Origin of the sequence: Phyllobacterium sp. 1468 (assembly GCF_031455525.1) — a bacterium.
Lineage (GTDB): Bacteria > Pseudomonadota > Alphaproteobacteria > Rhizobiales > Rhizobiaceae > Phyllobacterium.
On record NZ_JAVDSX010000005.1, the window covers coordinates 324,549 to 338,381 of the forward strand.

The following is a 13,833-nucleotide window of genomic DNA, read 5'->3' on the forward strand; positions in this document are numbered from 1 at the left end:
GGGGAGAGACTGCGCGATGTCGCTTGATTGGGACAAATTGCGAATATTTCATGCTGCAGCGGAGGCGGGGTCCTTTACCCATGCCGCCGAGACCCTGCATCTGTCGCAATCGGCTATTTCCCGGCAAGTCAGTGCGCTTGAGCAGGATGTTGGCGTTCCGCTGTTCCACCGCCATGCTCGCGGTCTTATCCTGACCGAGCAGGGCGAAGTGCTTTACCGCACCGCCCATGAAGTCCTGATGAAGCTGGAGAATGTCCGCTCTCGCCTGACTGAAAGCAAGGACAGGCCGTCGGGCAAATTGCGTGTGACGACAACGGTCGGCCTCGGTTCGGGCTGGCTTATCGAGCGCGTGCAGGAATTCATCGAGCTCTATCCGGAAGTTCAGCTGCAGCTGCTTTTCGACAATGAAGAACTCGACCTGACGATGCGCCACGCGGATTGCGCCATTCGCCTGCGTCAGCCGCAGCAGCCGGACCTGATCCAGCGGCGGCTTTTTACCGTGCACATGCATGTGTATGCTTCACCGGCCTATATAGCCAAATATGGCAAGATCGAAAGCATCGAGGAAATCGATACGCATCGCATTGTCAGTTTCGGTGAGCCTGCGCCGTCCTATCTCACCAATCTCAATTGGCTTGAGGTCATTGGCCGGACGGATGGCAATCTGAGACCCGCTGTCCTGCAGATCAACAACCTCCTGTCGATCAAGCGCGCCATACAAAAGGGCGTCGGCATCGGCGTGCTTCCCGACTATATGGTGGAAAAGGATTCGACGCTGGTGCGGCTCTTGCCGGAGATGGAATTGCCGTCCTTCGACACGTTTTTTTGCTATCCCGAAGGAATCAAAAACGCCGCCAAATTGCACGTGTTTCGAGATTTTCTTTTCTCGAAAGCGCGCACATGGTCCTATTAGACAATCGTTTTCTAGATTTTACGAAAAGTTTTTCTTTCCAATCTCGTGCTGCTTTGCAGCATGATTTTGCCTGCGTCACCAACATTCCACACTGGTAATTCCAACATCTCCCTTGATTTCGCCGGTATGCACCAAACGCATGGGTGCGATGCACAATTGGATGTTGCGAGACGGCGTCAAAGGGCTCATATCCACATCACTTGCCGGTGCGTCTCCTCCTCCCATTGCGCGCCCGCAAGTGTTCCCCTCTGGAGGTATAGCCGGAAACGGCACCTTCAAAACTTAAGGCCGGGCAATTGTCCGGCCTCTTTTCTTTTCAGGGGTATGTTGGGTTCACCTGTCCGCTCGTATTTTGGATGATTCCCACATTGATCGATGGTTTGTTGCAACAAAGTTGTAACAGGAGATCGGCAAATGCGAAGCGCTGTTCGGAAAATGGGCAATTCCTCGGGGGTCATTATCTCAGCCGGGCGATGAGGTGGATTTGCTTGTAGAAGATGGTCGCATCATCATCACCCCCGTCCGGGATACGCCGCGTTCTGGCTGGGCTGAAGATGCGAAAAGGATCGCAGAAAACAACGATGACGCCCTGGTATGGCCGGAATTCCCCAATGAAGACGACGGCGAACTAAAATGGTGAATCGGGGCGATGTGTGGCTCGTCAATCTCGATCCGACAATCGGCAGCGAAATTCAGAAAACCCGCCCTTGCCTCCTGATTTCACCTCCAGAAATGCTTGATCATTTGCGCACGGTGATTGCTGCTCCAATGACAACGGGCAGCCGTCCTGCCGGCTTTAGAGTGGCTTTGCGCTTTCAGGGCAAGGACGGCCTGGTGCTCCTTGATCAAATCTGCACGATCGACAAGCAGCGTCTTGTCAGGAAGTTGGGGCAGGTTTCCGGCGCCACGCTCCATAAAACCCTCGCGGCGCTCAGAACAGCGTTCGAAGAGTAGAGAAGGGGGCGTGAGGCCCCCAGTTTTTTAGGGTCTTCAGCGAAGGTTGGCGCAGAAACGCTGGATCCGTTTTCCGGCTTCTTCGAGATTGGCGTCAGACGTCGCGTAGGAGATGCGGAAGTTCGGTCCGAGGCCAAATGCCGATCCATGCACGGCAGCCACGGCTTCCGTTGAAAGCAGCTCGGTGACGAAATCCTCGTCGTTTTCAATGACCTTGCCGGATGGCGCCGTTTTGCCGATCGCCGCCGCGCAGGAAGGATAGACGTAGAATGCACCTTCGGGCTTGGGGCATTCGAGGAAGTTGGTCTGGTTAAGCATCGAAACGATGAGATCGCGACGGCCTTCGAATGCCTTTTTGAAGACCGGCAAATGTGCCTGTGTCCCGTCGAGGGCCTCTACCGCCGCCCATTGCGAGATTGAGCTTGTGCCGGAAGTCTGCTGGCCCTGCACCATGTCCATGGCCTTGATAAGCTCGATCGGGCCGGCCGCATAGCCGATACGCCAGCCGGTCATGGCATAGGCTTTCGACACGCCGTTCATTGTCAGCGTGCGGTCATAGAGATTCGGTTCAACCTGTACTGGCGTGACGAACTTGAAGTCGCCATAGGTCAAATGTTCATACATGTCGTCGGTCAAGACCCATACATGCGGATGACGCACGAGGACATCGGTAAGCTTCTTCATTTCGTCCCAGCTATAGGCTGCGCCGGACGGGTTGGAAGGCGAGTTCATGATGATCCACTTGGTCTTCGGCGTGATGGCACGCTCCAGATCTTCCGGCTGCAACTTGAAGGCGTTGGCCTGAATGGCTGACACGATGACCGGCGTTCCACCACATAGCGAAACCATTTCCGGGTAGCTTACCCAGTACGGCGCGACGCAGATCACCTCATCGCCAGGATTTAGTGTCGAGAGCAATGCGTTGTAGATAACGTGTTTGCCGCCGGTCGAAACGATCGTCTGGCTTGCCTTGTAGTCGAGTTCGTTTTCGCGCTTGAACTTGCGGGCAATGGCTTCGCGCAGTTGCGGAATACCGGATACCGGGGTGTACTTGGTCTCGCCGCGCCGAATGGCAGCGATTGCAGCTTCCTTGACGTTGTCAGGGGTGTCGAAATCCGGCTCTCCAACGGACAGCGAGATGACATCACGGCCCTCGGCTTTCAGATCGCGTGCTTTCTGGGTGATCGCAATGGTTGCGGAAATCTTCACACGGGAAAGGGCGTCTGCGAGGAATGCCATGGTATCGTTCTCCTGAAACGGGTTTGCGGGCCTGCTATGTCGCAACGGCGGCCGAATCGCAAGCAAAAGCATGCTCGCGGGACTTCACATTATGCAGTTTCTGTGCAGGGTGTGGCATCGAATGCCGAATACATCAGCAATGTTTGAAGGATGCTTCAATCAAAATGATTGGACATATCGGCTCGTCATGGGAATAGTCGCCCGCCAACCAAGCCGTCATTCGTGTGCCCGCACCGACGCTCTCAGGAGACCGCCACCATGCCAAGACTTTATTCACAGCCTGATTCAGGAAATTGCTACAAGCCGCGGCTTTTGATGGCGAAATTGGCTATGCCATTCGAGCACGTTTCGATTTCTTCAACCGATGGTTCAACACGCAAACCTGAATTCATGGCGAAGAATCCAAATGGCAAAGTGCCCTTGCTTGAGTTCGACGACGGACGGTTTCTTGCAGAGTCGAACGCCATTCTGCTTCATTTGGCGGAAGGCAGCCGCTTTGTTCCCGAGGATTCGTACGAGCGCGCCTTGATGTATCAATGGCTGTTCTTCGAACAATATACGCATGAGCCGAATATCGCTGTTCGTCGGGCGTTGCTGGTCTATCCGGAGCGAGCAAAGGATGCGACGCCCGAGCGTCTGGCAGCAACACTGGAGGGCGGCAACAAGGCGTTGCTTGTAATGGAAAACCAGCTGCAGAAGACGCCTTATTTCACAGGCGGTAGTATCAGCCTCGCCGATATTGCACTTTATGCCTATACCCACGAGGCCAATCGCGGCGGATATGACCTCTCGGCCTATCCATCCGTTGCAAAATGGCTGAGCCGCGTTGCGGGCGACGAGGGCCACGTTCCGATCACATGGCTGCCGAATTAAGAGGCTGTCGTGAAAGCCGCAACGACTTTCACTACAGGCTCCAAAACGAAAAAGGCGGGATAAATCCCGCCTTTTAAACTCTTGTGCGTTCAGAAATCAGACGATTCCCGTATGTGGATTAGCCAGCAACGCTGAGGTTGTCAGCGGACGACTTGCCCGAACGACGGTCCTGTACGATCTCGTAGTTGACCTTCTGGCCATCATTGAGACCACGCAATCCTGCGCGTTCAACGGCGGAGATATGGACGAATACGTCTGCACCGCCAGTATCAGGCTGGATGAAACCGTAGCCCTTGGTGCCGTTGAACCATTTCACTGTTCCCGTAGCCATGGGAAATTCCTTTCAGATATATAAGACAGGCAGCAAGCACATTTGCGGCCCAGGGAATCGAACCTATGCAATGGAGTTCATCAGGAAGCGCAACAGGTTACGCAGGTCGCAAAGTCACTCGACCGATAAAATCGATGCGGATTACATATGACAGAATTTGCCCCAAAACAAGCCATATTGAAATGGGTTTATCGTCAGGGTTAAGTGCTGCGGGTTGCATAGGCGAATTTTGGCCCTACATTTCTTGTTGAATTTCAGCACACTTTCCGACGTGTTCTAAGTCGTAACTCATAAATCTGGTAGAAATGGCGCCTGAAACGGCAAGAAGATGCGAGGAGAAGCGTGAAAGGCGGGATCTTTCCCCCGGCCGAACGGTTCGACACTGCAGCTTGCAGCCGGATCAGCGTCCGGAGAATACGGTCCATCTTCCCGGCAACATCGTCGCAAAGGCTCGCAAATGAACCACATTTCCTTGGCCTTTGCTCCTTGTATCCGAAAAGATGGCCTCATACCATTTCCATCAGGTGTATGAGTTCACGACCTAATAGTAGATGCTAATGTGAACTGGCCGAATCGCGGTCGTCCACGGGGGAGACTCATGGCGGAGCAGAAACCAAGCCGATCCACAGCCACCTCGGTCGCGGGCGAAGTGGAAGCAGGGCTGCTCTCCCAGTTGCGTGTGATTTTGGATATCTACTGGATATCGCCGGTCCGCAACCGCCTGATTCTCATGATTCTCGGCGTTGTCAGTATCATCATCGTCACCTCAGCGGGCCAGGTCCTGCTGAACCGCTGGAATGTCCCTTTTTACGATTCACTGTCGCGACGCGATTTCCCGGCATTTGTCGACCAGCTGATGGTGTTTTTCGGAATCGCTTCGGTTCTTCTCGTTTTCAACGTTGCACAAACCTGGCTGAACCAGATGACGCGGCTGAAACTTCGGGAGGGACTTACCCGCGATCTGGTCGGTGAATGGCTTGAACCGCGCCGGGCATTCAAGCTATCAAATTCTGGACCAATCGGCGTCAATCCGGACCAGCGTCTGCATGAAGATGCACGGCATCTTTCGGAAATGTCGACTGACCTCGGGTTTGGATTGTTGCAGGCCACGATATTGTTGGTGAGCTTTATCGGCGTGCTGTGGACGTTTTCCAGTGGTTTCGTGTTCAATGTCTATGGTTATAGCTTCTCCATCCCCGGTTACATGGTCTGGGCAGCAATCCTTTATGCCGCCTCCGCATCGTGGCTGAGCTGGCTCGTCGGACGTAAATTGATCCGGTACAACGCGGACCGCTACCAGAAAGAGTCCGAGCTTCGTTTTTCGCTCATGCGCGTTAATGAGCATATCGATGCAATTTCGCTCTATAGAGGCGAGGCTGACGAGGATCGCCGGATCGGTTTTGATATCGACAGCCTCCTCGCGGCAATCCGCTTGCTGGTCACGGCGCTGACACAGCTGACCTGGGTCACTTCCGGTTATGGCTGGATCACCATTGTCGCGCCCATTCTCGTGGCAGCTCCCGTCTACTTTGCCGGAAACCTGTCATTTGGCGGGTTGATGGCGGCAATCGGGGCGTTCAACCAAGTGCATGATGCCTTGAAATGGTTCGTCAATAATTTTGGCGCCATTGCCGACTGGCGCGCCACGCTCTTGCGTGTGACGTCGTTCCGGCAGGCCGTGCAGGCGACCGACATCAAGAACAGCGTCGAACAACGGATCAAGTTCACGCAATCGGAGACTAACCAGATCGTCCTCGACAAACTGAAGATCACGGCCCCGCGCGAGACAGTTCGCTTGAAGGAGAAGAAGGCCGTGGTCAAGGAGGGCGAGCGTGTGTTGATCACCAGCGAACCCGGGATCGACAGAACCCTACTCTTTCGCGCCATGGCTGGCCTCTGGCCCTGGGGGGCGGGGACCGTCAGTCTGCCGGCGAATACCAACATTCTTTTTATGCCGCGCCTGCCTTATTTCCCTCCCGGCAGTTTGCGTGAAGCCATGTCCTATCCTGTCGGCAAAGACGGATTTTCCGATGAGGAACTTGTCTCGGCGCTGCACGAGCTGGGCTTGACCCGGCTCGAACCGATGCTTGACTTCAGGGCGCGCTGGGACAGGGAATTGAGCGACGATGAACAGCAGTCTCTCGCTTTCGCCCGGCTCAAACTGCATAAACCGACCTGGGTCGTGATCGATGAGGCGCTGGACGGTATGGAGAAGGACGCCTACGAACGCGTTACCGCTGTGCTGCGCGTTGATCTGGCCAAATCAACAGTCGTTCATATCGGGCGAGAGGACAAAAACGATCATGTCTTCTCCAAGGTACTGCATTTCGTCAGCGATCCATCCGGCCATGGACTGGAAGAAGAGGGTATTGCAGGCGTTTGACGGGTCGGATTGCGGGACGGTTAAATCCAATTCTCGGTCAAAACCCCGGGCATGCGTATAAATTCGCGCATATTGTTGGTCACAACAACCAGTCCTTCGCTGCGGGCGTGACCACCTATCTGCATATCATGCGATCCGCACGGAGTGCCGGCTCGTTCAAGGGCTGTACGTATCTGCCCGTAGTGCGCGGCCGCACCTGCAGCGAAAGGCAATACTTCCAGCCGACTGACAAAGTGTTCGATCGCTCTCAAATTTTCAATGGCGCGAGCTGATTTCTCCGCTCCATAATGCATTTCGCCCAGTGTGATGCTGGATATGCAAAGCTGTTCTGCGAGTGCATTGAATTTCTCCCGCAATTGAAGGGGATAGTTTTTCATGACATAAATGCAGATGTTGGTATCCAGCATATACCGTAGCATCAAAGCGGCTCGCGATCTTCGACCGAAGGCTGTTCGCGTTCACTCATAAAGTCGTCGCTCAAACGCGGCCCCTGCGTGAAAAGATCATCCCAACGCTTGCCTTGAGGAACGACGAGACGGCCTTGGCCGATCTTAAGGATATCCACTTGGTGCACGTCTTCTGGAAAAGCGACTGCTTTCGGCAAGCGGACGGCCTGACTGCGATTGGTCGTAAAAACGGTGGAGCTAGCCATGGTGAATCCTATGTACATCCCATTGGGATATACATAGGACAGAGCTCGGAAAATGGCAAGACAACGACTTCGTTGATTGGCAGGACGTCAGAGAAAATAATCCTGCAGGGGCCTTACTTCCAGCGACCCAGCCTTCAACGCGGCGATGGCTTCGGCGACTGCGTCGGCTCCCGACAGCGTTGTATAATAGGGTACCTTCTGCATCAATGTTGCACGGCGCAGAGACTTCGAATCCGAGATCGCCTTGGCACTGTCGGTAGTGTTGAAGACCAATTGCACCTGGCGGTTGCGAATGGCATCCTCCACATGCGGGCGGCCCTCCTGCACCTTGTTGATTTTCTGCGCTTCGACACCGTTTTCGCCAAGGAAGCGGGCGGTGCCGCCGGTAGCGAGAATCTTGAACCCCAACTTGGCCAAACGTTTTACCGGTGCGAGGATGCGCTGCTTGTCCTCATCGCGCACCGATACGAACAGCGTTCCGTCGCGGGGCAAGTCGACACCTGCACCAAGCTGTGACTTGGCGAATGCCAAGGCATAATCGTAGTCGAGGCCCATGACTTCGCCGGTCGAGCGCATTTCCGGTCCAAGCAACGTATCGACGCCGGGAAAACGCGCAAAAGGGAACACGGCTTCTTTCACCGCAATATGCTTGCGCGCCGTAGCCGAAGGTTTGCCGCCATAGTTGGCCAATGCTTCATCCAGCGTTTCGCCAGCCATGATACGCGCCGCAACCTTGGCAATCGGCGTACCGATGGTCTTGGCGACGAAAGGCACCGTGCGCGAGGCACGCGGATTGACTTCAAGCACATAGATTGTGCCGTTCTTGATGGCGTACTGCACGTTCATCAGGCCGACGACATTGAGCGATTTGGCGAGCGCAGCGGTTTGCTTTTCGAGTTCGGCAACAGTTTCGGCCGAAAGCGAGTGTACCGGAAGCGAACAGGCGCTGTCGCCGGAATGAATGCCGGCCTCTTCGATATGCTCCATGATTCCGGAAACCCATGTATTCTTGCCATCGCAGAGGCAGTCCACATCGACTTCGATTGCTTCGCTCAGATAGCGGTCAAACAGGAGCGGATTTTTACCGAGCAGCGTGTTGATCTGGCCGGTCTTGTCGTTCGGATATTTCTGCTTGATATCCTCGGGCACGAGTTCCGGCACCGTATCAAGCAGGTAGCTCTGCAGGCCGCGTTCGTCGTGGATGATCTGCATGGCCCGGCCCCCCAGAACATAGGACGGGCGAACGACGAGCGGAAAGCCGAGTTCGCTGGCTATGGTGCGAGCCTGTTCAACGGAATAGGCGATGCCGTTTTTCGGCTGGGCAAGGTCGAGTTTGATCAGGAGCTTCTGGAACCGGTCGCGATCTTCGGCGAGGTCGATTGCATCAGGTGAGGTGCCGAGGATCGGGATGCCGGCTTTCTCGAGGGCATCCGCAAGCTTCAGGGGAGTCTGACCACCAAACTGAACGATGACGCCGTGCAGCGTTCCGGCCGTCTGTTCGGCGCGCAGGATCTCCAGCACGTCTTCGGCGGTCAGCGGTTCGAAATAGAGCCGGTCCGACGTATCGTAGTCCGTCGAGACAGTCTCGGGATTACAGTTGATCATGATGGCTTCGTAGCCGGCATCGCGTAGCGCGAAGGCAGCATGGCAGCAACAATAGTCGAACTCGATACCCTGGCCGATACGATTGGGCCCGCCTCCAAGGATGACAACTTTATTTCGATCGGAAACTTGCGCTTCGGACGCGAGCGCTCCGGCGAACGGCACTTCATAGGTCGAGTACATGTAGGCGGTCGGCGAAGCAAATTCGGCGGCGCAGGTATCGATGCGCTTGAAAACCGGATGAACATCAAGCTTGTGACGCAGCTTGGTGACTTCGCTGGGCTCGATTTTGGCCAGGCTGGCAAGGCGCGCATCGGAAAAGCCCATGCCTTTCAACATGCGCAGGTTCTGCGCATCCTGCGGCAGGCCATGCTCCCGCACGCGCTCTTCCGTCGCGATAATCTCTGCCATCTGTTCCAGGAACCATGGATCGATCTTGCAGCCTTCGTGAACTTCCTCGACGGAGAGCCCAAGACGCAGGGCCTGGCCCACCATACGCAGGCGGTCCGGTGTAGGCACACCGATGGCTGCACGGATGGCATTGTTGTCATTGCCTTCGCCAAGCCCGGGAATTGCGATCTCGTCGAGGCCGGTAAGCCCGGTTTCGAGGCCACGCAGCGCTTTCTGCAGTGATTCCTTGAAGGTGCGGCCGATGGCCATGACTTCGCCGACCGATTTCATCGCAGTCGTCAGGGTCGGTTCGGCTCCGGGGAACTTTTCGAAGGCAAAGCGCGGGATCTTGGTGACGACATAGTCGATGGAAGGTTCAAACGAAGCGGGTGTGGCTCCACCGGTAATGTCGTTGTCGAGCTCGTCCAGTGTGTAGCCGACGGCAAGTTTCGCCGCGATCTTGGCGATCGGGAAGCCCGTTGCCTTTGACGCCAACGCCGACGAACGCGACACGCGCGGATTCATTTCGATAACGATCAGACGGCCGTTTTCCGGATTGACTGCGAACTGCACATTCGAGCCGCCGGTCTCGACACCAATCTCGCGCAGCACCGCGATCGAGGCGTTGCGCATGATCTGGTATTCCTTGTCCGTCAGGGTCAAGGCAGGGGCGACGGTTATGGAGTCGCCCGTATGGACGCCCATCGGATCGATGTTTTCGATGGAGCAGATAATGATGCAGTTATCCGCCTTGTCGCGGACAACCTCCATCTCGTATTCCTTCCAGCCGAGGACGGATTCTTCGATCAGAACTTCAGTCGTCGGCGACGCATCGAGACCGCTGCCAATGATCTCGTAGAACTCGGTGCGATTGTAGGCGATGCCGCCGCCGGTGCCGCCCATGGTGAAGGATGGGCGGATAATGGCGGGAAGCCCGACGTGATCGAGCGCCGCACCTGCCATGCCAAGCGCATGGGAAACATAGCGCTGCTTGCGGTCGCCTTCGCCAAGCTGCCACTCTGTCTCAAGCTTGTCCAAAGCCGCGTCGAGTTCGGCGCCGGAATATCTGGCTTTTACGGCTTCGCGCTGCTCCTGGTGCAACTTGCGGTCGTGATCCTTGACCTCGGTGGCATTGGCCAACATGGATTTGGGCGTTTCGAGACCGATCTTGGCCATCGCCTCGCGGAAAAGCGCGCGGTCCTCGGCCTTGTCGATGGCCTCGGCGTTGGCACCGATCATCTCGACATTGTAGCGGTCAAGCACACCCATGCGACGCAACGACAGCGCGGTGTTGAGAGCAGTCTGCCCGCCCATGGTAGGCAGCAGCGCGTCGGGGCGCTCCTTGGCGATGATCTTGGCAACAACTTCCGGGGTGATCGGCTCGATATAAGTGGCGTCCGCCAACTCCGGATCGGTCATGATCGTGGCAGGATTGGAATTGACGAGGATAACGCGATAACCCTCTTCCTTAAGTGCCTTGCAGGCCTGTGTGCCGGAATAATCGAATTCGCATGCCTGACCGATGATGATCGGACCTGCGCCGATGATCAGAATAGATTTGATGTCGGTGCGTTTTGGCATGGGTACGTTCCTATCAATAGCGTGCTGCACAAAAAACCGCACGGTTTTGACCGTACGGGCAGGCAAATAATCCCAAATGCGAGGTCAGGGCGAGATACGACCATATTGGATCAGTTCTGTCCCCCGGATGGCGAGACATCCACGCGGAAGGTGGCGAGGCCGATGTGATTCATCGGACGAAGCCGCCTGACAAAGTGGGGGCCGCCAGGACCGGGCGAATTTGCTCCAAACCCCTCGACCTTGAACCAGATTCCCTCCGGCAGAACGATCCTATATGGTCATAGCTCGCTCTAGGCTGCCTTATAGGCAAAGGAAGCGCATTGTGTAACCCCAAAAACGCGCGATTTTGCGGTTTTTCGCAGCGGTTTTCGGCCAAATATATCGTGTGCATTAATCGGTCACGAAAATTGATTATCCATCGACTGCAGCGACACGTTGAAAAATAGCACCGTGCGTGAAACAAATATCGCACTATACTGTTGGTACTACAACGCATCGACGTCTGTGCCGATGCAAGAACCGGGAGACAGGAAATGCGTTGGCAGGGCCGCAGGCAGAGTGACAATGTTGAAGATCAACGCGGCGAGGGCGGCGGTTTTCCCGGCGGTATTGGCCGCGGTGGCGGCTTTCGAATTCCCGGCGGATCGGGTATGCGCATGGCGCGTGGCGGCGGATTTTCCGGTATCCTCATCCTTGCCGCGATTTTCCTCTTCCTGAAATTCTGCACGAGCATCGATCCGATGCAGATACTGGTCGGCGAAGACGGCGGCCAGCTGGTGCCCGGCCAGAGCCAAGGGCCAAGCGGCGACACCTCGGTCAAGAACGACGATCAAATGACGCAGTTCGCGCGCACTGTTCTTGCCGAGACCGAGGACGTCTGGAGCGGTATTTTCCAGGCCGAAGGACAGCAATATCCGGCTCCGACCATGGTGCTGTTCAGCGGCCAAGTCCGCTCCGCCTGTGGCTTTGCAAGCGCTGCGTCGGGACCATTTTACTGCCCCGGCGACAGGAAGCTCTATATCGACTTGAGTTTTTATGACGAACTCGAACAGAAATTCGGTGCTTCCGGGGATTTTGCACAGGCCTATGTCTTGGCACACGAAGTAGGGCATCACGTGCAGAACCTTATTGGCGTCCTGCCGAAATTCAACGCGATGCGGCAGAACATGAGCCAAGCTGACGCGAATTCCATGTCTGTGCGCGTCGAGCTTCAGGCGGACTGCTTCGCCGGTATCTGGGGGCATTTCACCAAGCAGCAAGGCATACTTGAAGCTGGCGATCTTGAAGAGGCACTCAATGCCGCCCAGCAGATCGGCGATGATAATATCCAGCGGAGGACGCAGGGTTACGTCGTGCCGGAAAGTTTCAACCACGGCACGTCGGCTCAGCGCGCCAACTGGTTCAAACGCGGTTTCGACAGCGGCAAGCTCGAGAGCTGCGATACTTTCAGCGGAAATATTTGAGCCTGGTTATCCCTCCCGGATTTAACGAAGAGGCTAGATCCGGGGAAATCCTTTCTCTCCCACAACGGGAGAGTCAAGGGCGGTCGCGCTGCTTCCTTCGATCAACCCGCGTCCTGCTCACTCAAGAAATCCAAGCCTAGCGCATGTGCCACGGCGGCGTTTGAGTGAATGGTCGTCGAATCGAACACCGGCAGAGCGAGATTGTCGTCGGTCAGGGACAGGCAAATCTCCGTGCAACCCAGAATGACGCAGTCGGCACCGGCATCCTTGCCGCGCTGGACAATCTTTTCCAGTGCGTGACGGGAATCATCCCTGACGACACCACAGCAGAGTTCGTCGAAGATCACAGAGTGCACCTTGGCGCGGTCAATCTCGTTGGGCACCATCAACTCTATATCGAAATGGTCACGCATGTAATCGGCGTAAAAGCCGTGCTCCATTGTGTAGCGCGTCGCAAGAAGTAGGGGCCGCTTCTTGCCCGCTGCCTTCAGCGTGCGGCCGGTTGCATGCCTGATATCGATGAGCGGAACATTGACGGACGCAGCAACCGCATCGGCCACCAGATGCATCGTGTTGGTGCAAATCAGGATGCAATCCGCACCGGCGCCTTCAAGTCGTTTCGCTGCGCCCGAAAGAAGAGCTGCGGCGTCATCCCAGCGGTCGCATTTCTGTAACGCGACGACTTCGGCGAAATCCAGCGATTGCACGGCGAGTTTAGCTGAGGCGAGACCGCCCACACGCGCTCGGACCATTTCGTTGATCTGGCGGTAATAGACCGCCGTACTCTCCCAGCTCATTCCGCCGATCAGTCCGATAGTGCGCATCGCAAGTCCTCAAGTTGTTTTCTGGCGGATCATAAATCGGCATCGCCGCGGAGTGTTGGCAAAGTTTGTGGAAGTTGCTTGCGAACGGACAAAAATCCGGCGTATAATCCTACCATTGCGCTGAGAAATTGCTGGAGAGGCGAGATGCTCGATGATCGTGATCGCAAGATTCTCAATTTGTTGCAGGACAATGCGTCGCTTGCAGTCTCTGATCTGGCCGATCGGGTAAGCCTTTCGATCTCGGCCTGTTCGCGGCGCATCCAGCGTCTGGAGGATGATGGCTATATTTCCAAGCGGGTTGTGCTTCTGGATCGTGAACGCGCCGGCTTGCCCACGACGATGTTCGTGATCGTGCGTACAGCCCGTCATTCTGCCGGTTGGCTCGAACAGTTTCGCGCGGCGATCATCGATATTCCCGAAATTGTCGAAGTGCATCGCATGACCGGGACGATCGACTATATCCTGAAATTGGTACTGCCGCGCGTCGAAGCCTATGACGACATCTATAAGGCGCTTGTGGAGAAGGTCGAATTCTTCGACATATCCGCTTCCGTTTCGATGGAAACATTGAAAGCCACGACCGCAGTCCCTACGCACTATGCCCGCTAGATTATGGTGATGCCGGGCT

13 protein-coding genes are annotated in these 13,833 nt (G+C 55.8%); 7 read left to right on the plus strand and 6 right to left on the minus strand.

What is annotated here, in order from left to right:
• Positions 1-16 precede the first annotated feature (16 nt).
• From J2X72_RS16210 to J2X72_RS16220, 3 genes are all read left to right on the plus strand, one after another.
• A complete protein-coding gene (locus J2X72_RS16210; protein ID WP_112530710.1) occupies positions 17-913 on the plus strand; it encodes a LysR family transcriptional regulator in 897 nt (298 codons plus the stop codon).
• Between the two features lie 478 nt (positions 914-1,391).
• On the plus strand, positions 1,392-1,553 hold the full coding sequence (locus tag J2X72_RS16215) for a hypothetical protein (protein WP_310073456.1): 162 nt from the start codon (positions 1,392-1,394) through the stop codon (positions 1,551-1,553).
• Entirely contained in the window at positions 1,547-1,867 is a 321-nt protein-coding gene (locus tag J2X72_RS16220) for a type II toxin-antitoxin system PemK/MazF family toxin (RefSeq protein ID WP_310073457.1), read from the plus strand. The genes J2X72_RS16215 and J2X72_RS16220 overlap by 7 nt, the downstream gene beginning before the upstream one ends.
• 36 nt (positions 1,868-1,903) lie before the next feature.
• Here J2X72_RS16220 and J2X72_RS16225 read toward each other — a convergent pair whose 3' ends face one another.
• Entirely contained in the window at positions 1,904-3,106 is a 1,203-nt protein-coding gene (locus J2X72_RS16225) for a pyridoxal phosphate-dependent aminotransferase (protein ID WP_210003072.1), read from the minus strand.
• 258 nt (positions 3,107-3,364) lie between these two features.
• Here J2X72_RS16225 and J2X72_RS16230 point away from each other — a divergent pair, with 258 nt between their 5' ends.
• Entirely contained in the window at positions 3,365-3,979 is a 615-nt protein-coding gene (locus J2X72_RS16230; protein ID WP_210003071.1) for a glutathione S-transferase family protein, read from the plus strand.
• A 118-nt stretch (positions 3,980-4,097) separates the two neighbouring features.
• On the opposite strand, the gene J2X72_RS16235 is transcribed toward J2X72_RS16230, so the two are convergent.
• A complete protein-coding gene (locus J2X72_RS16235) occupies positions 4,098-4,310 on the minus strand; it encodes a cold-shock protein (protein WP_106718517.1) in 213 nt (70 codons plus the stop codon).
• Between the two features lie 598 nt (positions 4,311-4,908).
• Between J2X72_RS16235 and J2X72_RS16240 the strand changes: the two genes are divergently transcribed.
• Entirely contained in the window at positions 4,909-6,693 is a 1,785-nt protein-coding gene (locus J2X72_RS16240) for an ABC transporter ATP-binding protein/permease (protein ID WP_210003070.1), read from the plus strand.
• Positions 6,694-6,713: 20 nt separating this feature from the next.
• On the opposite strand, the gene vapC is transcribed toward J2X72_RS16240, so the two are convergent.
• The 3 genes from vapC to carB all read right to left on the minus strand — a co-directional run bounded on the left by vapC (position 6,714) and on the right by carB (position 10,918).
• Positions 6,714-7,112: a tRNA(fMet)-specific endonuclease VapC gene (gene vapC, locus J2X72_RS16245; RefSeq protein ID WP_310073461.1), complete on the minus strand. Its 399-nt coding sequence runs from the start codon at positions 7,110-7,112 to the stop codon at positions 6,714-6,716.
• Positions 7,112-7,345: a type II toxin-antitoxin system VapB family antitoxin gene (vapB, locus tag J2X72_RS16250; protein ID WP_310073463.1), complete on the minus strand. Its 234-nt coding sequence runs from the start codon at positions 7,343-7,345 to the stop codon at positions 7,112-7,114. The genes vapC and vapB overlap by 1 nt, the downstream gene beginning before the upstream one ends.
• Before the next feature lie 87 nt (positions 7,346-7,432).
• Entirely contained in the window at positions 7,433-10,918 is a 3,486-nt protein-coding gene (gene carB / locus J2X72_RS16255) for a carbamoyl-phosphate synthase large subunit (RefSeq protein ID WP_210003067.1), read from the minus strand.
• 533 nt (positions 10,919-11,451) lie between these two features.
• On the opposite strand from carB, the gene J2X72_RS16260 reads away from it, so the two are divergent.
• On the plus strand, positions 11,452-12,381 hold the full coding sequence (locus J2X72_RS16260) for a neutral zinc metallopeptidase (protein ID WP_310073465.1): 930 nt from the start codon (positions 11,452-11,454) through the stop codon (positions 12,379-12,381).
• 101 nt (positions 12,382-12,482) lie between these two features.
• Here J2X72_RS16260 and J2X72_RS16265 read toward each other — a convergent pair whose 3' ends face one another.
• On the minus strand, positions 12,483-13,205 hold the full coding sequence (locus J2X72_RS16265) for an aspartate/glutamate racemase family protein (protein ID WP_310073467.1): 723 nt from the start codon (positions 13,203-13,205) through the stop codon (positions 12,483-12,485).
• A 144-nt stretch (positions 13,206-13,349) separates the two neighbouring features.
• Here J2X72_RS16265 and J2X72_RS16270 point away from each other — a divergent pair, with 144 nt between their 5' ends.
• Positions 13,350-13,814: an Lrp/AsnC family transcriptional regulator gene (locus J2X72_RS16270; RefSeq protein ID WP_210003064.1), complete on the plus strand. Its 465-nt coding sequence runs from the start codon at positions 13,350-13,352 to the stop codon at positions 13,812-13,814.
• Positions 13,815-13,833 lie beyond the last annotated feature (19 nt).